At 71.7% G+C, this 19,660-nt stretch carries 15 protein-coding genes; 10 read left to right on the top strand and 5 right to left on the bottom strand.

The window, feature by feature from the left end; all coding sequences use genetic code 11:
* Positions 1–175: 175 nt before the first annotated feature.
* Positions 176–1,384, bottom strand: a complete 1,209-nt coding sequence (locus tag ACF08N_RS27430; protein ID WP_392327358.1) for an MFS transporter — start codon at positions 1,382–1,384, stop codon at positions 176–178.
* Between the two features lie 53 nt (positions 1,385–1,437).
* Between ACF08N_RS27430 and ACF08N_RS27425 the strand changes: the two genes are divergently transcribed.
* Positions 1,438–2,184, top strand: coding sequence for an AraC family transcriptional regulator (locus tag ACF08N_RS27425; RefSeq protein ID WP_392327357.1), 747 nt, complete (start codon positions 1,438–1,440; stop codon positions 2,182–2,184).
* A gap of 166 nt (positions 2,185–2,350) precedes the next feature.
* Here the strand turns inward: ACF08N_RS27425 and ACF08N_RS27420 are convergent, their stop codons facing one another.
* Complete coding sequence (locus tag ACF08N_RS27420; RefSeq protein ID WP_392327356.1) at positions 2,351–3,397, bottom strand: GAF domain-containing protein; 1,047 nt, start codon at positions 3,395–3,397, stop codon at positions 2,351–2,353.
* Positions 3,398–4,224: 827 nt separating this feature from the next.
* Here ACF08N_RS27420 and ACF08N_RS27415 point away from each other — a divergent pair.
* The 7 genes from ACF08N_RS27415 to ACF08N_RS27385 all read left to right on the top strand — a co-directional run bounded on the left by ACF08N_RS27415 (position 4,225) and on the right by ACF08N_RS27385 (position 13,195).
* Entirely contained in the window at positions 4,225–6,183 is a 1,959-nt protein-coding gene (locus tag ACF08N_RS27415) for a beta-ketoacyl synthase N-terminal-like domain-containing protein (protein ID WP_392327355.1), read from the top strand.
* Complete coding sequence (locus ACF08N_RS27410; protein WP_392327354.1) at positions 6,180–7,766, top strand: amino acid adenylation domain-containing protein; 1,587 nt, start codon at positions 6,180–6,182, stop codon at positions 7,764–7,766. The genes ACF08N_RS27415 and ACF08N_RS27410 overlap by 4 nt, the downstream gene beginning before the upstream one ends.
* Positions 7,767–7,889: 123 nt before the next feature.
* Positions 7,890–9,080, top strand: coding sequence for an NAD(P)/FAD-dependent oxidoreductase (locus tag ACF08N_RS27405; protein ID WP_392327353.1), 1,191 nt, complete (start codon positions 7,890–7,892; stop codon positions 9,078–9,080).
* Positions 9,081–9,264: 184 nt separating this feature from the next.
* Entirely contained in the window at positions 9,265–11,799 is a 2,535-nt protein-coding gene (locus ACF08N_RS27400) for a nitrate- and nitrite sensing domain-containing protein (RefSeq protein ID WP_392327352.1), read from the top strand.
* Between the two features lie 20 nt (positions 11,800–11,819).
* On the top strand, positions 11,820–12,251 hold the full coding sequence (locus ACF08N_RS27395; protein ID WP_392327351.1) for a roadblock/LC7 domain-containing protein: 432 nt from the start codon (positions 11,820–11,822) through the stop codon (positions 12,249–12,251).
* Complete coding sequence (locus tag ACF08N_RS27390; RefSeq protein ID WP_392327350.1) at positions 12,244–12,618, top strand: DUF742 domain-containing protein; 375 nt, start codon at positions 12,244–12,246, stop codon at positions 12,616–12,618. The genes ACF08N_RS27395 and ACF08N_RS27390 overlap by 8 nt, the downstream gene beginning before the upstream one ends.
* Positions 12,599–13,195 carry an ATP/GTP-binding protein gene (locus tag ACF08N_RS27385; protein WP_392327349.1) on the top strand — a complete coding sequence of 199 codons (597 nt, stop codon included), beginning with the start codon at positions 12,599–12,601 and terminating at the stop codon, positions 13,193–13,195. Before ACF08N_RS27390 ends, ACF08N_RS27385 begins: the two co-directional genes overlap by 20 nt.
* Before the next feature lie 37 nt (positions 13,196–13,232).
* Here ACF08N_RS27385 and ACF08N_RS27380 read toward each other — a convergent pair whose 3' ends face one another.
* Complete coding sequence (locus ACF08N_RS27380) at positions 13,233–13,589, bottom strand: hypothetical protein (RefSeq protein ID WP_392327348.1); 357 nt, start codon at positions 13,587–13,589, stop codon at positions 13,233–13,235.
* Between the two features lie 266 nt (positions 13,590–13,855).
* Between ACF08N_RS27380 and ACF08N_RS27375 the strand changes: the two genes are divergently transcribed.
* Entirely contained in the window at positions 13,856–16,084 is a 2,229-nt protein-coding gene (locus ACF08N_RS27375) for a catalase (RefSeq protein ID WP_392327347.1), read from the top strand.
* A 135-nt stretch (positions 16,085–16,219) separates the two neighbouring features.
* On the opposite strand, the gene ACF08N_RS27370 is transcribed toward ACF08N_RS27375, so the two are convergent.
* Positions 16,220–16,813 carry an NAD(P)H-dependent oxidoreductase gene (locus ACF08N_RS27370; RefSeq protein ID WP_392327346.1) on the bottom strand — a complete coding sequence of 198 codons (594 nt, stop codon included), beginning with the start codon at positions 16,811–16,813 and terminating at the stop codon, positions 16,220–16,222.
* Positions 16,814–17,006: 193 nt separating this feature from the next.
* Positions 17,007–17,648 carry a class I SAM-dependent methyltransferase gene (locus ACF08N_RS27365; protein ID WP_392327345.1) on the bottom strand — a complete coding sequence of 214 codons (642 nt, stop codon included), beginning with the start codon at positions 17,646–17,648 and terminating at the stop codon, positions 17,007–17,009.
* Positions 17,649–17,957: 309 nt separating this feature from the next.
* Between ACF08N_RS27365 and ACF08N_RS27360 the strand changes: the two genes are divergently transcribed.
* Positions 17,958–19,652, top strand: a complete 1,695-nt coding sequence (locus ACF08N_RS27360; RefSeq protein ID WP_392327344.1) for a lysyl oxidase family protein — start codon at positions 17,958–17,960, stop codon at positions 19,650–19,652.
* Positions 19,653–19,660 lie beyond the last annotated feature (8 nt).

The following is a 19,660-nucleotide window of genomic DNA, read 5'->3' as shown; positions in this document are numbered from 1 at the left end:
GACCGCCATACACGCAGGTCGTGGGGCGTAAGGCGGCGGGACGCGCAGTCGGCGACACCGCCTGCGGGGCGTCGCGCGGCGGCGCCGCTCGCGTGGCACCACCGACCGCCGCGTCACGGGCGCGTCCGGCGGACCGGCATGCGACAGCCTGCCGGGGCCGGGACGTGTACCGAAGTCAGGGGCAGGTCGGGGGAGTTGGGGGAAGGGGCGCCGCCGTCGGGGCGGTGTCGGGGGTGCCCGGCTCGCGCAGGGGACGCAGCAGGAGTCCGCCGAGAGCGGGGAGGGCGATGAGCGGTGCGAGGGCGGTCTGCAGGGAGGTGGCGTCCGCGAGCGCGCCGACGGCGGGGCTCGCGATGCCGCCGACGCTCACCGCCAGGCCCAGCGTGACGCCGCCGGCGGTGCCGACCCGTCGGGGCAGGTAGTCTTGGCCCAGGGTGATGTGCAGGGAGAACGGCACGTACAGACCTGCCGACGTGAGGGCGACGCACACGTACAGGAGGGGTCCGGGGACGAGGACGACACCGGCGACGGCCGGGACGGTCAGGGCGTAGGACCAGCGCACGACCGTGATGCGGCTGAAGCGGGTGGCGAGCCTCCCGCCGGCCACGGTGCCCACCGCGCCCCCGAGGTAGAGCAGGAACAGGGCGGCGGTACCGGCGAGTTCGCCGCCCGAGGTGCGCTGGCGCACGTACACGGCGACGAACGCGCTCAGCCCGACGAAGACCACCGAGCGGCACACGACGGCGCCGGACAGTCTGATGAAGGACCGCCAGTCGTCCACGCCTCCCGGCTCGTTCGCGGGGCCGGGGACCGGCGGGCCGGGTGACGTGTCCCGCCGCAGGGCGGCCACGCAGAGCGCGGCTCCGGCCAGGGCCGGGACGATGAGCAGAGGTGAGGTGTGCAGACCGCCGGTGGTGACGACCGCGGAGACCACCAGGGGCGCGGCAGCGAAGCCGAGGTTGCCGCCGAGCGAGAACCAGCCCATCGCGGTGTGGCTGCCACGGCTCGCGCCGCGCGCGGCACGGGCGGCCTGCGGGTGGTAGGCGGCCACCCCAATTCCCGACAGGGCGACCGCCGCCAGCGTGAGGGCGTAGGAGTCGCTCACGCCGGCGAGCGCCACGCCCGCGCCGCCCACCACCGTGCTCACCGGAAGCAGCCACGGCATGTTCCACCGGTCGGTGAGCGCCCCGAACAGCGGCTGCACCACCGAGGACAGCAGCGAGGCGGCCAGCACGACACCGGAGGCGGCGGCATAGGTGTAGGCCCGCTCCGAGACGAAATACGGCACGAGCGCGGCCACCGCGCCCTGGTAGACGTCCACACACGCGTGGCCCAGGGACAGCAGCGTGATCCGACGGATGCGGGGGATGCGATTCTTCGACACCCCTCGATCGTCGCCACGGCCCGGTCGGCGCGCTTCCGATAAAATGCCCATCCATGCCGGAGATCCGCCACACTCCCCAGGCGCCCACCCGCGCGCAGAAGCTGGCCCCGGGCGAGAGCATCGACGCCCATCGCCACGACGACCACCAGATCGTCTATGCGGGCACGGGAGTCGTGGCCGTGACGACCGACGCCGGGACCTGGTTCGCCCCGGGCACCCGCGCCATCTGGGTCCCCGCGGGCTGCGTCCACGCCCACCGCGCGTACGGCCACCTGGAGTTGCACCTGCTGGGCCTGCCCGCCCGCACCAACCCCCTCGGTCTGCACACCCCTGCTGTGCTGACCGTCAGCCCCCTGCTGCGCGAACTGATCCTCGCGTGGACGCGCGGCCCCCGCGACGACACCCCCGAGCGCCGGCGCCTGCGCGCGGTCGTCCTCGACCAGCTGCGTGCCTCGCCCCAGCAGCCCGTCCACCTGCCGGCTCCCGCCGATCCCCGCCTCGCGGCGGTCTGCGACCTCCTGCACGACGACCCGGCCGATGCACGCACCCTGGCCGCGCTGGGTGTTGCGGTGGGAGCCGGTGAGCGCACCCTCAGCCGCCTCTTCCGCCGCGAACTGGGCATGACCTTCCCGCAGTGGCGCACCCAGCTGCGCCTCTACCACGCCCTGCGGATGCTGGCCGACGACGTGCCCGTGACCACGGTCGCCCACCGCTGCGGATGGTCTTCCACCAGTGCCTTCATCGACGTCTTCCGCCGCGCCTTCGGCTGCACCCCCGGCAGTCACCACCGGCGGCCTTGAACGGTCCGCTGGTCCCCGTCCCCGTCCCCATCCCCGCACATCGCCTGCGTCCGGTATCCCTGGCCACCAATGGGGCGGCGAGCCCGGCAGGTTGATGCGCAAGAGGGGACGGAAGTCCGTTCCCGGCCGCATGGCGAGGCCGGGAACCCGCGGGCAACGGCCGGTGTCAGTGGGGGTACTGGGCGCCTCCGCCCTGCTGCCCGGGGACCGGGCCACCGAAGCCTGCCGCACCGAGCTGCTCGAACCGTTCCTGGACGTTGGCGGCGAACACCCGCTGCTCGGAGCCCGGGTAGGGCTGCTGGGCGTTCATGGCCACCGTCAGGACTCCGCTGACCGGCGCCTGGGGTGACGTGCGCACCGGAGTGCACAGGAAGCTGAAGTCCTGGGGCGCGGGGGAGTCGTAGGTGGTGAGGGACGCGCGGGGGAGCGTGGTGGTCCGGCCGGTGTGGAAGGCCTCGTCCATCGCGTTGAAGACTCCGACGGCGTCGAGTCCGGCCAGGACGTGCCGTCCCGGGCTGAACTGGGGGACCATGCCGAAGGCGGCTCCCTGCTTGCCGTTGGCGTAGCGCAGGAGGTGCTCGGGGCCTTCGGTGAGCATGATCGGGAAGGGCGCGCCGTCGAACACGGCGAACAGCTCCTGCTGCTGGGCGAGCAGGCTGTCGCGCAGCCTGAACTCGGACAGAAGCGTCTCGGTGAGCTCCTGCATGCCCTCCTTGAGCTTGCGGTCCCAGGTGCGGGCCACCACGTCGGCCACGCACACGGTGCCGAGGATCATGCCGGTGTGGTCCCGCAGCGGCGTGCCGAGGTAGGAGCGCACTCCCATGTCGTTGACCAGGGGGTTGCCCCGGAACCGCGGGTAGTCGAACACGTCGTCCAGGGCGAGCTGGGACCCCTGGGCCACCACATGGGGGCAGAAGCCGTAGTCGCTGGGTGCTTCGCGGGCTATGTCGCTGAGGTCGAAGACGATGCCGCGGCCCTCGGAGGCCGTGTGGTCGTCGGGAGATGACGGCGGGACGTACATCCCGCGGAACATCTGCCGCTCGTCGTTGATGAAGTTGACCATGGCGAGGGGTGCCTGGGTGAAGGTGGCGGCAAGTCGCGCCACTCGGTCGAACGTTGCCTCGGCCTCGACGCTGTTGAGGCCGAGAACCTGCAGCCGGAGCCTGCGTTGTTCGGCCGCGCGCCCGGTCTGATCAGATGTCAGGGGATCCATGCGCCAGATGTAATCAGATCCTGGCCCTCCGCATCGGCGCACCGGAATCATTTCTGTGCCATGTGGGACACCCGGATCGCCCGGCGCGCACGGTCGCATGCCCTCGGGCCAGCGGTTCCTTGGCCAGGCCCAACGGTGAATCCGGTCCAAAGCGGGCAACGGTTCACCACTGGGCGATCACTTCCCGCCAATCCACGAACCGGAACGAGCCGAAGGGGTTTGACATATGACAATCATGCGGTGGGTAAGCATGCGGTCGGCGGATCGGGTGATCGCAGGGAGGGGAACAGCGCGGTGGGTCGAGTGCGGTTCGGGCTGCGGGCTCACTGCCGCCCCAGGCACGGGCGAGCGCGCCCGTCGGGCCCTGGTGGTGTGCACGGTGCCGTCTTCCCGGAACATCCCACGACAGGGCCGGTGCGCGGCGAGGTCCTCGCCCCGACACCGCAACCCCCCTGCGCAACGGCGCAGTTCACCGTGACCCGGCGCCCCCTCGGCCGCGCCCCGACGACCCCGACGAGGACGCTTCCCCGAGCCGCGTGCGCGGCGCGGTCCTCGCCGCCCGCGGGCGGCAGTTGTGCCTTTTCGTGAGCCACTGCGACGGACGAACCACCGCGACAGACGAGACACCGGTGCCCCTGTGCCCGACATCGCGAGGCCAGGGTCCGCTTCACTGTGTGACCCGGCCGCACCGACCGGATCCCCGGGGGCCTTTCGCGCGCGGCAGCGTGGCCGCTCGCAAACGCCCGTGGCAGCCCCGGACATTTCACGGAACGACGTGAACAGCCCCCTCCCGCCACACCGTCGGGAAGCATCGAAGGAGTGTTCTGATGAACAGGTCGGACGTGGACGCACGCTCGGTGGCGGTGATCGGCATGGCCTGCCGGCTCCCCGGCGCGTCGGGGACCGACGAGCTGTGGGCACTGCTGCGGGACGGTGTGGACGTCACGAGCGAGACCCCGCCTGAACGCTACGACGTCGACACCCTCTACTCCGAACGTCCCGGGCCCGGCATGATCGGCAGCCGCCGCGCGGGCTATGTCGACCAAGTCGCCGACTTCGACGCCGAGTTCTTCGGGATGTCCGCCACCGAGGCGACGGAGCTCGACCCGCAGCAGCGGCTGCTGATGATGACGGCCTGGGACGCCCTGGAGGACGCGGGCCGACGGCCCGACGAACTGGCCGGCAGCCGCACCGGCGTCTTCGTCGGCAACGCCCGCTCGGACTACCTGGAGATGAGGTTCCGTCAGGGCCTGGAGGCGGCGACCGCCTCGCAGTTCCACAACTACCGCTCACTGCTGCCGGCCCGCCTGTCCTACGTCTTCGACCTCCGCGGCCCCAGCGTCGTGGTGGACACCGCCTGCTCCTCCTCGCTGGCGGCCGTGCACAGCGCCGTGCAGAGCCTGCGCGCGGGAGAGAGCCCGCTGGCACTGGCCGCGGGAGTGAACCTCGCACTCCGTCCCGATGAAAGCGTCATGATGACCCAGGCCGGTGCCCTCGCGGCCGACGGCCGGAGCAAGTTCGGCGACGCGGGCGCCGACGGCCACGCGCCGAGCGACGCCGTGGCCGTCGTCGTGCTCAAGCCGCTGACCGACGCGCTCGCGGACGGCGACCGCATCCGGGCCGTCATCCAGGGCAGCGCCATCGGCAACGACGGCCGCACCGGCGACTCGCTGCTGACCCCCTCCATGGCGGGGCAGGTCGAGACGCTCCGGTGGGCGTACGAGGATGCCGGGGTCGACCCGGCCGACGTCGACTACGTCGAGGCGCACGGATCCGGCTCACCGGCGCTGGATCCGCTGGAGCTCAGTGCGCTCGGCGAGGTCCTGGGGGAGGGCCGGCCCGCCGACCGGCCGCTGCTCGTCGGCTCGGTCAAGACGAACATCGGCCACGCGGAAGCCGCCGGCGGCATGGCCGGGCTGATCAAGGCCGTGCTCTGCCTCGAGCACGGCCAGGTGCCGCCCAGCCTGCACCTCACCACCGCCAACCCCGCGGTCGCCTGGGACGAACTGCCGCTGCTGATACCGCAGAAGCTCCACGACCTGCCCGACCCCGGCCGCCCTGCCCTCGCGGGGATCTCCGGCCAGGGCTCCTCGGCCCTCAACGCGCACGTGGTGATCCGGCAGGCCGACCCCCGGCCTGCCGACCCGGCCGAGGCCGCCGACGGCACGCCGTACGTGCTCGTGCTGTCCGCCCGTACCGCCGCGGCACTGGACGCGCTGGCCCGCGCCTACACCGCCTACCTCGGCCCCGACGGCCCGGGCGGCGCGTACCCCCTCCGCGACATCTGCTACAGCGCGGCCACCCGCCGTCAGCACCACGAACACCGCCGTGCCGTCATCGGGGCGTCCCACGAGGAGATGGCGGCCGCACTCGCCGGGGCCGGGCAGCCGGCCGGGCAGGACGCGGCCCCCGAGATCCTGGCCACGGCCGCGGACCGCTACCGCGAGGGCAGGCCGGTGGACTGGGACGAGGTGTTCGGCAAGGAGGGCCGCTTCGTCCCGCTGCCCCGCTACCCGTGGCAGACCAAGCGGTACTGGCCCGGTGAGGAACGGGACGAGGGCGAGGGCGACCTCGCGGCCTGGGTGCTGCGCGAGCACGCCCGCATCCCCTTCGACGACGATTCCGCGCTCGCCGACATCGGCATCGACTCGCTCGCGAAGCTGCGGCTCATCGTGGAGCTGTCGAAGAAGACGGGCCGTGACGTCGATCCCGAGGACTTCGCCCGGCTGCGCACGGTCGGCGCCCTGCGCGAGTGGATCCACGCCCTGGAGGCGGCCACCTCATGAGCGACCCCCAGACCGCGTACGCGTGGTTCGCCCGCTCCGCCGCCGCCTTCGGCGACGACTGCGTCGCCCTGGAAGTCGGTGAGGAACGACTGACCTATGCCGACCTGCGCGACCTCGCCGAACGGCTCGCCGCCCGGCTCGTCGCGGCCAACGGAGGCGACGCGCCCCGGCGCGTCGGGCTCCTGGCGAGCCGCTCGGTGACCGCGTACGCCGGCTACCTCGCCATCCTGCGGACCGGCGCGGCCGTCGTGCCCCTCAACCCCGAGCATCCGCGGGCCCGCACCGCCGACATCGTCAAGGCCGCGGGCCTGGAACTGGCCGTGGCCGACGCCTCCGGGGCCGAGTCCGCCGACCCCGGAATCCCCCTGCTCGTGGCCGGCCCCGAGGACCTGGACGCACTGCGGGCCGGGCCGCCGCCCGAGCAGGTGCACCGGGAGGCGGACCCGGACGACGTCGCCTACATCATCTTCACGTCCGGGTCGACGGGCACGCCCAAGGGAGTGCCGATCCTGCACCGCAACCTCTCCGCCTACCTCGGCCACGTGGCGTCCCGCTACGACGCCGGGCCGGGCAGCCGGCTCTCGCAGACCTTCGACCTCACCTTCGACGGCTCCGTGCACGACCTGTTCGTCGCCTGGGCTTCCGGGGGCACCCTCGTGGTCCAGCAGCGCAGCCAGCTCATGTCACCGGTGAAGACGGTCAACGCCCAACGCCTCACGCACTGGTTCTCCGTGCCGTCGCTGATCACCTTCGCGTCACGCCTGGGCACACTGGCGCCCGGCAGCATGCCCACGCTGCGCTGGAGTGTGTTCGGCGGTGAGCCGCTGCTCCGGGCGGCTGCGGAGGAATGGCAGGCGGCGGCGCCCGGCAGCACGCTGGAGGTGCTCTACGGCCCGACCGAACTCACCGTCTCCTGCACCGGCTTCAGGCTGCCCCGTGACCCGGCCGACTGGCCCGCCACGGCCAACGGGACGGTGCCGATCGGGACGTGCCACCCCTCGCTCGACCTCCTGCTGCTCGACGAGGACGACAGGCCGGCCGACACCGGTGAGCTGTGCATCCGCGGCCCCCAACGGTTCCCCGGCTATCTCGAACCGGCGAACAACGCGGGCCGGTTCCTGCCCTCCGAGAACAGCGGAGCCGCCCAAGCCGCCCTGCACGACGGCGCGGCCGTGCCGGACGACACCGCGACAGGCCCGCCGACCGACCGGCACTGGTACCGCACCGGGGACCGCGCCACCATGCACGACGGCCACCTCGTCCACCTCGGACGGACGGACCACCAGGTCAAGATCCGCGGTCATCGCATCGAACTCGGCGAGATCGAGGCCCTGCTCAGGGAGCAGCCCGGTGTGCGTGACGCGGTCGTGCTCGCCGTCCCGGCCCCCGACGGCGAGCCCGAGCTGAAGGCAGCCGTCAGCGGCGACGACTGCGCTCCCCAGCGGCTGTACGCGGGACTGGGCGACCGGCTGCCGCCGTACATGTTGCCGAGCCGGATCGCCGTCCTCGACGTCCTGCCGCTCAACGCCAACGGCAAGATCGACCGGAACGCCCTGCTCGCCGAACTCGGGCGCGCTCACTGACCCCACGGCCGTCCCGCCCGCCCCCACGAGAGGGCACCCTCCGTCCCCCCGTCCGGAGCTGTCGCCCGAGTCCGCCCCCGAGGCGGGCTCGCGGCTCCCACCCGGCACCGATGTCTGTGAGGCATGCACATGTTCGACGCCATTGTGGTAGGGGCGCGCTGCGCCGGAGCTCCCACCGCCATGCTGCTCGCTCGCGCGGGTCACCGGGTCCTCATGCTCGACCGGGCGTCCTTCCCCTCCGACACCCTCTCGACCCACCTCATCCACCAGCCCGGCGTCGCGGCACTCGCCCGCTGGGGCCTGCTGGAGACCGTACGGGCCTCTGGCTGCCCGCCCCTGGACCACGCGGTCTACGAGGTGGCCGACATCCGCCTGGAGGGCTGCGCCCGGGGCGTGGAGGGGCAGCGAGCCGGCTACGCCCCACGCCGCCACGTGCTCGACACGATCCTGGTGGACGCGGCCGTCGCCGCCGGCGTCGACTTCCGCGACCGGTGCTCCGTGACCCGCCTCCTGCACGACGAGACGGGGCGCGTCGTCGGCGTGGAGGGCCGGCACCAGGGCCGCGCCTTCACCGAGCGGACCCGCCTCGTGATCGGCGCGGACGGCATGCGCTCCACGGTCGCACGGCTCAGCCGCGCGGGCTGCACCGTGCAGGACCCCCGGCTGACATGCGCCTACTACGGCTACTGGCAGGACGTGCCGGCCACCCTCGAACTGTACGAGAATCCGCAGAGCTGGGTGGCCGCCGTACCGACCAACGACGACGCCACGCTCGTCCTGACCTACTTCCCGCAGTCCCGTTTCGAGGAGGTCCGCACCGACGCGCGCACCGCCTACCTGGGGCAGATACGCGCCACCGCGCCGGCGCTGTACGAAAGGCTCCAGGGCAAACGCCGCATCGAGCGACTGCGCGGCACGGGCGACCAGCGGAACTTCTTCCGGCAGGCGACCGGCCCCGGCTGGGCGCTGGTGGGCGACGCAGGACACCACAAGGACTCCATCACCGCACGCGGGATCAGCGACGCGTTCCTCCAGGCGGAAACCCTGGTGCGGCGCGTCGGCGGCCTCCTCGGCGGCGACCCGCTCCGGCTCGACCGAGCGCTCCGGGACTACGCCGACGACCGGGACGCCGCCCTGCTCCCGGGCTACGAGTCCACACTGGCGGTCGCGCAACTGGCCCCGCACGAGCAACGGCTCTCACTGCTGCGCGCGGTGGAGCGGGACAAGGACCTCACGGCCATCTATTTCGACATGGTCGCCGGTATTGAGACCGTCAGCGCCCTTTACACCCCAAAGTTGCTCGCCCTGTTGTGACCGTTGCGTTGCCATGTGCTCCACACTGCGACTCCCGTGTGACGGTGCGCCATGATCCTGGTACGGTTCAACGGCCCGCCGACTCCGGCTGACCATTTGTCAAGTCGGCGCGCGCTAGGGGTTCTTGAGCATTTTGGACGGTCCCTAACTGCCATCAGTGTTTCGCTGCCGTACGAGGAATCAGATGCCAGGCACCCGCGACCGGCGGACCAGTCACAGGTCCGGCCCCCGCAGATCCATCCGACTGCCGTTCGCCCTGTCCCTAGCCGTTCCGGCGGTCCTCCTCACCGGAGTGTGGGGTTACACGGCGACCGGGCTCGTCGACGAGCAGATACAGCTGCGCGACGAGACGGACCGCGTCACCTCCGCGGGGCAGCCCGCGCACGCCGTCCTGTCCCGGCTCCAGGACGAGCGCCGTCTCACCGCCGCGTGGCAGGCCGCCCGTACCAGCGCCTCCCGCGCAGCCCTCGAGGGCGCCCGCAGCAGAACCGACGCCGCCGTCGAGGAATTCCGCCGGATCTCGCCCGCGGGGCTGGACACCACACCCCTGAAGGACCGGGCCGGCCGGCTGAACGAATCGCTGGACGCGCTGTCCGACCGCCGTGCGGCGATCGACGAACGCACCCTCGGCGACGACGACGCCTTCGCCTACTTCACGGACGGCATCACCCACGCCACCGCCCTGATCGCCACGGCGACCCGGACCGACGACGGGAGCGTCGCCCACGCCGCCGCCGCCACGTCGTCCCTGGTGCGGCTCACCGAGATGCTCTCCCGCGAGGACGCGCTGATCGCCGGCGCCCTGCCCTCCGGCAGGCTGGACGCCGCCACCCGGGCCCGGTTCGGCCAGTACCTCGCAATCCAGCGGGAGGCACTCGCGGACCTGGACACCGGTGACCTCCCCACGAGCCAGGCCACCGCCTACGAGCGGCTCACCGACGGGCCGTCCTGGACGGAACTGGTGTCGATCGAGGACGCCGTGGCCGCCGACCGCGACACCGCACTGCCGACGTCGGCAGGCGGATGGCCGGAGGCGGCCGACAGCGTCGTCGACGGACTGCAGCAGCTGGACGCCGACGCCCTCGCGCACGTGGCGGACACCGCCACGGATCAGGCCGACGACCTCGTCCTCGGTTTGATCCTCGGCTCCCTCGCCACCCTGGCCGGCCTCGCCTTCGTCGGCGTCCCGGCCCTGCGGGCACGGCGGGAGCTGACCGACCGGCTCTCCCGCCTCCACCGGAAGACCGAGGACCTGGCGGGCGCCCGGCTGCCCCAGGTCCTCGCCCGGATCGAGCGGGGAGAGCGGGTCGAACCCGCCGAACTCCTTCCGAGTGCCGAGCAGCCCACCGACGACCTCGGACGGCTCGAAGCGGCGATCGACCGCCTCGCACGCGTCGCCGTGGAGACCGTCGCCCACCAGTCCCTCGGACGCGAGGGAACGGAAAAGGTATTCGCCCAGCTCATCCGACGCACGCAGATCCTGATCCACCGCCTCATCTCGCTGCTGGACGACCTCGAGCGCAAGCACGAGGACTCGGACCTGCTGAAGGACATCTTCAAGGTCGACCACCTCGCCACCCGTGTGCGGCGGCACTCGGAAAACCTCGTGATCCTCGGCGGATCCCCGCCCACGCGCCGTATGACCGCCCCCGTCTCCATCACCGATGTGATGCGCAGCGCCGTGGCGGAGACGGAGCAGTACACCCGGGTCAGGGTCAAGAACCTGCCTCCCGGCCGGCAGGTGTCCATCGCCGGGCGGGCCGTCGCCGACGTCACCCACCTCCTCGCGGAACTCATCGAGAACGGCACGAGCTTCTCCCCGCCGGACACCCAGGTGTTCGTCAGCGCGACGAAGGTCGCCCGGGGCCTGGCCCTCCATGTCGAGGACCACGGCCTCGGGATGCCGGAGGAGCACCGCGCCCGCGCCAACCACCTTCTCGCGCACCCGCCCAAGCTCGACATGACGACGCTGGGCGAGGACCCCCGCCTCGGACACTTCGTCGTGGCCCGGCTCGCCGAGCGCCACAAGATCAAGGTGGAGCTGCGCGAGTCCGTCTACGGCGGCACCCTCGCCATCGTGCTCGTGCCGACGCCCCTGCTCGAGGAGCACGACTCCCCGCTTCTGGAGCAGCTCAAGACAGCGGCCTCGGCGGTCGAGCCGGCGCAGCGGGCGGAGCCCGCCCGCCCGGCCGCGGCCGACGCGCCGGGCGGCGACACGGTCGTGCTCAACGCGGTCGCGGGCGGCACGCCGGGCCCCGGTGCCGGCGCCGCGTACCAGCCGCCGCGCATCGATCAGCACGGGTATCCCGAGTACGGAGGTGCAGGTCTGTTGCCGCCCACATCGGCTCACTCGCCGGCGCAGTCCCCGATGGCCGCGGAGTGGACGCCTCCCCAGGAGCATCCCGATCCCGAGACACGGCATCAGGAGCCCGCCGGGTACGACCGCGCGCAGGAACCGTCCGGGCCCCTGACGACTCCTCGGATCCTTCCCCAGCGGACCAAAGGAGCCAGCCTCGCACAGCAGTTGCGCAAGGAAGCGGCGCAGGCCGAGGCGCAGGAGCGGGACGACGAGGAGGAGACCGGCGGTCTCTCGCCAGGTGACTCGGCCCGCGCCATGATGGCCATCCAGCAGGGGATGAAGCGGGCGCGGATCGCCGATTCGGACAAGTCGGCTGGTGCGGATGGTCAGGCGGAGTCGCCGGGCCATGGCGCCAACTAACTGTGAGGGAACATTCAGCAATGACTGAGCAGGTACAAGCCGCTCCCCAGCTGGACTGGCTACTGGACAGCCTCGTGGACCAGATTCCGGAGATCCGCTGCGCCATCGTGCTGTCCGGGGACGGCCTCCTTATCGGCAAGTCCAAGGACCTCGGCAGGGACGACGCGGAGCACCTGTCCGCCGTCGGATCGGGCATGCACAGTCTCGCCCGCGGTGCCGCCCGTCACTTCCACGGCGGCGAGGTCCAGCAGACGGTCATCCAGATGGACAAGGCGTTCCTCTTCGTCACCGCCGCGGGCCGCGGAGCACGGCTGGCGGCCATCGCCTCCGAGGAAGTGGACGTCGGCATGATGGCGTTCGAGATGGGCACGCTCGTCAAGAAGGTCGGCAAGTACCTCAGTGCCGCGCCCCGCGTGCAGAGCTCCTTCCACGGTCATATTCAGGATGCCTGACGCGCGGTGGTCCGAAGAAGGGCAGGCCGGACGTCACGTCCGGCCGTACGCCATCACCGGCGGACGCACCCGCCACAGTCAGCACAGCTTCGCGCTGATCACGCTCGTCGTCACGCGGTCCCTGGACGACTCAGGTCATGAGCCGCTGGAGCCGGAGGCGGCCGAGATCCTGTCACTCTGCCGGGATCGCGCCGTGGCCGTCGCCGAGATCGCTGCCCATCTCGACCTGCCGGTGAGCGTGGTGAAGGTCCTGTGCGGTGACCTGCTCAACGACTCGCTGATCCTGGTCCAGGCCCCGCCGTCGGAGACGGACAAACCGAGCGTGGAACTCATCGAAAGGGTGATGGATGCTATCCGCCAGCTCTGAGCCGATCATGCCGACGGCACTGAAGATCCTGATCGCGGGCGGCTTCGGCGTGGGCAAGACCACCATGGTGGGCTCCGTGAGCGAGGTTCCCCCGCTGGAGACCGAGGAACGCATCACCGAGGTCAGTCGGGGCATCGACGATCTCGCAGGCGTGGAAGGCAAGTACGCGACCACGGTGGCCATGGACTTCGGGCGGATCACCGTCTCCCCGGAGCTGGTGCTCTACCTGTTCGGCACTCCCGGCCAGGACCGCTTCTGGTTCATGTGGGACGACCTGGCACTCGGCGCGCTGGGTGCCGTGGTACTCGCCGACACCCGGCGGCTCGACGCCTCCTTCGCCTCGGTCGACTTCTTCGAGGAGCGCAACATCCCCTTCGCGGTCGGAGTCAACTGCTTCGACGGCAGGCGGGACTGCACGAGCCGGCAGGTGCGCGAGGCGCTCGCCCTCGAACCGACCACACCGGTCATCCTGTGCGACGTCCGCGACCGCGAGTCCAGCAAGTCGGTGCTCCTCGCCCTGCTGGAAGCGGCGAAGGCCCAGGCGTCGGCACGTCTGGTGCCGATGGCCGGCCGCTGAGGTCCGGGGGCCGGCTGTGCGGCCGGCCCCCACCGGCTCAGCCCTCCCCAGCCGCCGCGGTAGTCGGCTCGTCGTCGAACTCCCAGGAGTGGCGCTTGAACTCGCGGAGGAAGTCGGGGTGGTCCTCCCAGTTCCTGGCGATGCGCTGCAGCACCTCCCAGTGGTGGGCGAGGGCCTGGTCGGCGATGTGCCGGATCTCCGCGTCCGCCGTCCGGCGCTGCTCGATGATCCCCTCCACCGCCGAGGCGGCGAGCACGGTGGCGCGCAGGGCACGCAGCGCGCGGGAGGTGTCGTCCATCCCGAAGCCGTGCGTGCTGCCCGTCGCGGCGTCGAAGAGCGGGGTGAGCCGCGCCTCGACGAAGGCCGTGATCCGCTGGAAGTGCTGATGGTCCATCAAGGCTCCGTCTCCTGCCGCGCCGGTCACCGGGCCCGGCGTCAAGGGTGAATGCGTGGTGCTGGGCGAGCCGTCCCGCGGGCCGGCCCTGGCGCAGGATAGCCGCAGTCGTCCCTCCTGCTTCGCCCACCGAAATGGGGGTACTCAGGCTGCCTCCGGACGCCCGCCGCAGAAGAATCGGCAGGGTTGGGCACCGGGCGGCCGGTACCCGCCCGGGGCGGCGGTGAAGGTTCCGGCGTCCGGTCACCACAACCGTGGAGGACACATTGAACCGGAACACGTCCGGCACCGCCGACGAGATCCCGGGCAGGCCCGCCCCGCAGCCCCCGACGTTCGAGGAACCGACGGAGCCCCGCGACCCGCTCCCGCCCAAACCGGACCAGAGCGGCCCCGCGACGGTCGGCCCCACCGGGCAGGCGACCGGAGCGGATCCCGCGGCCCTCGCGCAGGGCGGCGCGTTTGTGACCACGGCCCAGGGCACGCGGCTGTACGACACCGACCACTCCCTCAAGGCGGGGAGCCGAGGGCCGGTACTCCTCCAGGACCACCACCTGCGCGAGAAGATCACCCACTTCGACCACGAGCGCATCCCCGAGCGGGTCGTACACGCGCGCGGTGCCGCCGCCCACGGCGTCTTCAAGGGCTACGGCACCGCCGTCCGGGTCACCAAGGCGGCCTTCCTCGGCAAGGACGTCGAGACGCCCGTCTTCGTCCGCTTCTCGACCGTGCTCGGCTCGCGCGGCTCGGCCGACACCGTGCGGGACACCCGTGGTTTCGCGACCAAGTTCTACACGACCGAGGGCACCTTCGACCTGGTCGGGAACAACATCCCGGTGTTCTTCATCCAGGACGCGATCAAGTTCCCCGACATCATCCACGCCGGCAAGCCGCACCCGGACCGGGAGATCCCGCAGGCGCAGAGCGCCCACGACACGTTCTGGGACTTCGTCACCCTGCACACCGAAGCCACCCACCACACGCTGTGGAACATGTCCGACCGCGGCATCCCCCGTTCCTTCCGCATGATGGAGGGCTTCGGCGTGCACACCTTCCGGCTGGTCGACGCCGAGGGCGCGACGACACTGGTCAAGTTCCACTGGAAGCCGAAGCTGGGCGTGCACTCCATGGTCTGGGAGGAAGCACAGATCACCGGCGGCATGGACCCCGACTTCCACCGCCGAGACCTGGCCGACGCCATCGAGGCGGGCGCCTACCCGCAGTGGGAACTCGGCATCCAGACCTTCCCCGACAACGCCGAGCAGACCTTCGAGGGCATCGACCTCCTCGACCCCACGAACATCGTCCCCGAGGAACTGGCGCCGGTGCAGCCGATCGGCCTGCTCACCTTGAACGCCAACCCGTCCAACTTCTTCGCCGAGACCGAACAGGTGGCGTTCCACCCGGGCCACCTCGTCCCCGGTATCGACATCACCGACGACCCGCTGCTGTCCGGCAGGCTCTTCTCCTACCTCGACACCCAGATCAGCCGCCTCGGCGGGCCCAACTTCGCCCAGATTCCGGTCAACCGGACCCACGCGCCCGTCAACGACATGCTGCGCGACGGCATGCACCAGACGGCCGTGCACCGGGGGGTCGCTCCCTACCGGCCCAATTCCCTCGACGGGGGCTGCCCCTTCCAGGCCGGCGCGGACACCGCCGCCTACATCGAGGTGCCGCGCGACGTGCCGGCGGCGCAGAAGGTCCGCGATGCGCCCGCTTCGTTCGACGACCACTTCAGCCAGCCCCGGCGTTTCTGGCTGAGCATGTCCCCGCCGGAGCGCCAGCACATCATCGCCGCCTACTCGTTCGAACTCGGCAAGTGCTACGAGCAGGCCATCAAGGAGCGGGGCCTTCAGGTCCTCGCCAATATCGACCCGGAGCTGTGCGAGGGCGTCGCCGCCGCTCTCGGGCTGCCCGCGCCCAAGGCGACCGAGCCCCTGGCATCCGTCGAACCGAGCCCGGCCCTGTCGCAGATCGGCCGGAGCTGGCCGGTGGACGGCCGCGTCATCGGCATCGTCGCGGACGCGGGCTGCGACCTCGACGGTGTCCGGACGGTGCGCCGGTCCGTGCTCGACGCCGGCATGGTCCCGCTGGTCATCGCGCCCAGCGGCGGCGAACTGGGCACGGACGGCGACCCGGTCGCGGTCCAGCGCACCTTCGCGACGGCCCGGTCGATCGAGTTCGACGCGCTCGTCCTCGCCGGCGCCCCCGTCCCGGCCGACGACGCCTTCGGCGCCCGGGACGCCAAGGCGGGCGACGCCGTCGCCCGGCAGAACGCCTCATCCGACCCGCGCGTCCTGCTGATGGTCTCGGAGGCCTACCGGCACGGCAAGGCAATCGGTGGCTGGGCCGGAGCCGACAGGGTCCTGCAGGCAGCCGGCGTTCCCGCTGATGCGCCCGGCGTGGTGAGCGGGGACGGCGGCGACACCACGCTCGGGCAGATCACCGAGCTCCTCGGCCGCCACCGGGTCTGGGAACGCTTCGACACCGCCTGACACGGTCCGCTCGTCCCGTCGGCCTGGCCCCGGAAAGGGGAGCGGCCGACGGCGTCCTCCCGGCCGGACCACTGCTTCCGTCGGCCGCGACCCCTGACGGTGTCCTCGGGGCGGTGGGCCGTGCGCCGCAGCGGATCAGACCAGGAGCGCGGCGGCCTGCCGGCGCGCCTCCCGCAGCCAGGACGTGCGGGAGGCGGCGGTCGAATCGGTCACCGTGCGGAAGACGACCCGGCGCACGTCCTCGACACCCACGTACGGCAGGACGCACGCCGACCAGATCCGGTCCAGCGGGTCCCCGAACTCGCCCTCCTCGCGGTCCGCGGGAGTGTCCGAGGTGTTCAGTACGAGGGCACGGCCGGCCGTCAGCAGCCCGGCGGGCTCGCCCTCGGCCGACGCGAGCTTGTACGCGACGCCCGGCGCGAGGACGCGCTGCACCCAGCCCGTGAGAACGGCCGGCGGCATGCCCCACCAGTTCGGGTGCACGAAGACCAGGGCATCGAGCCTGGCCACCTCCGCCCGGTGCAGGGCCACCTGCGCATCGACGGGCGCGGCGGCCGGTCCCACCGTCCGAGTCTCGTCCGCGCCGAGCACGGGCGGGAACCCCTCGGCGCACAGGTCGTGCGCGAGCACCTCGCACCCGCGGCCGCGCAGCTCCTCCACCACGGCGTCGAACACGGCGCGGTTGAAACTGCCGGGCCGCGGGTGAGCGAGATACACCCCTGCGCGCATGGTTCCCCCATCACAGACTTCGTCGTTGTCGTCACGGCCGGTCGGGCGCGGACGTCCGGAGCGAGCGACGTCGTGCTCCCCGCGCACGGACGGGCCTGCCCGGTGCCGACGATACGTCAACTGCCTGACACCACGTGTTCGGCTGCGCAGATATCCGCTGGACGCCGTTGTCCCTCCGCCGGAATGCGGGACCTCAGGACGGACGGGCCATCACATACACGCGGTCGGTCGCCGCTTCCTCGGGGTAGTGGCTCCGCTCCAGCGTCGCCCGGACGGCGAAACCGGCACCTCGCAGTGCTTCCGCGACCGTCTCGGTCGTGAAGAAGTGGAAATCCACGTCCACGTCGTGCCCCCACCATTCGGCGAGGTGGCGGACCTCGGTACCGCGATGGAAGGCGACGAGGAGGAGACCGGAGGGCTTCAGTACGCGGCGCATCTCCTCGAAGGCGGGGCGCAGTTCGCCGGGCTGGAGGTGGATGACGGAGTACAGCGCGACGACCGCGCCGAACTCTCCGTCCGCCGCGGGAAGGCGCAGGATGTCGCCCTCCCGGAACTCCGTCCCCGGGTGTTCGCGGCGGGCGATCGTGACCATCGCGGGGGAGAGGTCGATCCCCACCGGCCGGACGCCGTGGTCCGCGAGCCATGCCGCCACATGTCCGGGCCCGCAGCCCAGATCCGCGACCGGCGCACCGGGGCCGGCCTCCTCGGCGAGCGCTGCCAGGAGCGCCCTGTCCAACGGTTTGCGGTCGAGCTCGTCCGCGATCCGCGCAAGGTACTCATCGGCCACCGTGTCGTAACTCAGGCGCACCCGCTCGTGATTGCTCTCGCCGACCATGTGCTAAGGATCGCACGGCACCGTCCGGAGCCATGGGGCCGCGTCCGAGTACCACAGGCACGACGCCGGTAGCGGGAGAACGAGGCCACGACGACCGGATCGCATGCCAGGGGAGCGGATTTCGGCCAACGATCCGCCGCACACGCATCCGCAGACAACCGCCTGCCCCTCACACCCCTCTCACCGCACAGACACACCTTCGCGACCTCGTCACCACGCCCGGACCGGTATGCGGCCCCGGCCGCCCGACCGGTCCGCGCGAGGGATCGTCCACCGTCCCTCACCCACGTCAGAGAACGAGAACGAGGAATGATGACCCGAACCCCCCATGCCCGCCTCAGGCGTCCGGTGATCGCCGGTGCCGCGGCGATCGCCGTCGTCGCCGGCGTCGTCGCCGCCGCGCCCGACGGGAAGCGGGCGCAGCCCGCACCGAAGCTCAGCCTCATCGCCGCGTCGACGTCCGTGACCCTCGACTCGTGGAAGGAGGAACCGGGCGTCTACCTCGACCTCGGCACCTACGTCACCGCCGAGAACGGCCCCCTCGAACTCAAGGTGACCCGCAAGTCCTACAAGGACCCCGTCGTCGCCACGCAGATCATCCGCGACGGCAGGACGACCCGGACCAAGACGCTTCCCGCGGGACTGGTGAAGGACTTCTCGGGACTGCCGGGATTCGCTGAGATCACCGTCACCGACACGGCGGGCCGGACGGTGCTGAAGAAGGCGGAGGCCTTCTGCCCGAACAACGCCTCCGGCCGGGTACGCCCCGACGCGCCGTCCACGTCGCACTATCCCGAGGGCTGCCCGGTCAACCCGTTCACGCTCGGCTCGGTGTGGGGGGTCGAGAACGGCTGGGCCTCCAACACGTACTCCGGCTACTACTCCGACAAGGCCGACCTGCCCGCCGGCCAGTACACCGCCAAGGTGTCCATCGCGAAGCGCTACCGCGACCACTTCGGCATCGCGGACAAGCCCCAGACGATCAAGGTCACGGTGCGCGAACGCAGTTGGGACGAGGGCGGCGGTGCGGCGGGCGCCGCGGAGCACCGGTCGCACGGCGCCGGGCACGCGCATCACCAGGGACAGCGCACCGCCCCGCCGGCGGCCGCGACGAGCGGCGCCGGCCCCTCGTACAACGTGGGTCACGGCCCCTACCCGCCGGCCCCTCCGGCGCTTCCCTGGGCGCTGAAGAAGGCCGGGCTCGCCGCCGCGAGGGTGGGCGACGGCGCGGGCCGGACCGACGGTTCACGCCGCGCCCCGGCGGCGAAGGCCGCCGCGAAGCGGCCCACGGGACGCGCCACCGTCCCCGACGTGCCCAAGCCCGACCTGCGGTCGCTGCCCGCCTACGGCATCACCATCAGCGACGGGGGAGACGACGTTCCCAGCAAGGACTACCTCGCCTTCAGCGCCAACGTCTGGAACGCCGGCCCCGCCCAGCTCGTCGTGGACGGCTTCCGCGCCCCCGGCAAGAAGCTGATGGACGCCTACCAGTACTTCTACGACGCCAAGGGGAAGCAGGTCGGTTACACCCCGACCGGCACCATGGAGTGGGACCCGCGCCCCGGACACGAGCACTGGCACTTCACCGACTTCGCCAGCTACCGGCTCCTCAAGGCGGACAAGAAGGAGGCGGTGCGCAGCGGCAAGGAGGCGTTCTGCCTGGCCAACACGGACGCCGTGGACTACACGGTGAAGAACGCCAACTGGCACCCACAGAACACCGACCTGTCCACCGCCTGCGGGCAGGAGAACTCCATCTCCGTCCGCGAGGTCCTCGACGTCGGCTCCGGTGACACCTACACCCAGGATCTGCCCGGTCAGTCCTTCGACATCACCGGCCTCCCGAACGGCACGTACTACATCCAGGTGCTGGCCAATCCGGAGAAGCGGCTGAAGGAGACCGACCTGCGCAACAACAGCGCGCTCCGCAAGGTCGTGCTGGGCGGTGTGCCGGGGGCCCGTACGGTCAAGGTGCCGCCGCACGACCTCGTCGACGGCAACTGACCGTTCCT

The organism is Streptomyces sp. NPDC015127, from assembly GCF_043080095.1.
GTDB lineage: Bacteria > Actinomycetota > Actinomycetes > Streptomycetales > Streptomycetaceae > Streptomyces.
The sequence above is the reverse complement of the archived record's forward strand: the minus strand, read 5'-3'. Positions and strand labels throughout refer to the sequence as shown.

Coding starts and splice junctions, on each gene's coding strand:
- ACF08N_RS27365 (WP_392327345.1), bottom strand. CDS start 17,648: ATGGTCGGCGAGAGCAATCACGAGCGGGTGCGCCTGAGTTACGACACG.
- ACF08N_RS27400 (WP_392327352.1), top strand. CDS start 9,265: ATGCCAGGCACCCGCGACCGGCGGACCAGTCACAGGTCCGGCCCCCGC.
- ACF08N_RS27360 (WP_392327344.1), top strand. CDS start 17,958: ATGATGACCCGAACCCCCCATGCCCGCCTCAGGCGTCCGGTGATCGCC.
- ACF08N_RS27405 (WP_392327353.1), top strand. CDS start 7,890: ATGCACATGTTCGACGCCATTGTGGTAGGGGCGCGCTGCGCCGGAGCT.
- ACF08N_RS27370 (WP_392327346.1), bottom strand. CDS start 16,813: ATGCGCGCAGGGGTGTATCTCGCTCACCCGCGGCCCGGCAGTTTCAAC.
- ACF08N_RS27390 (WP_392327350.1), top strand. CDS start 12,244: ATGCCTGACGCGCGGTGGTCCGAAGAAGGGCAGGCCGGACGTCACGTC.
- ACF08N_RS27420 (WP_392327356.1), bottom strand. CDS start 3,397: ATGGATCCCCTGACATCTGATCAGACCGGGCGCGCGGCCGAACAACGC.
- ACF08N_RS27395 (WP_392327351.1), top strand. CDS start 11,820: ATGACTGAGCAGGTACAAGCCGCTCCCCAGCTGGACTGGCTACTGGAC.
- ACF08N_RS27380 (WP_392327348.1), bottom strand. CDS start 13,589: ATGGACCATCAGCACTTCCAGCGGATCACGGCCTTCGTCGAGGCGCGG.
- ACF08N_RS27415 (WP_392327355.1), top strand. CDS start 4,225: ATGAACAGGTCGGACGTGGACGCACGCTCGGTGGCGGTGATCGGCATG.
- ACF08N_RS27425 (WP_392327357.1), top strand. CDS start 1,438: ATGCCGGAGATCCGCCACACTCCCCAGGCGCCCACCCGCGCGCAGAAG.
- ACF08N_RS27385 (WP_392327349.1), top strand. CDS start 12,599: ATGCTATCCGCCAGCTCTGAGCCGATCATGCCGACGGCACTGAAGATC.
- ACF08N_RS27410 (WP_392327354.1), top strand. CDS start 6,180: ATGAGCGACCCCCAGACCGCGTACGCGTGGTTCGCCCGCTCCGCCGCC.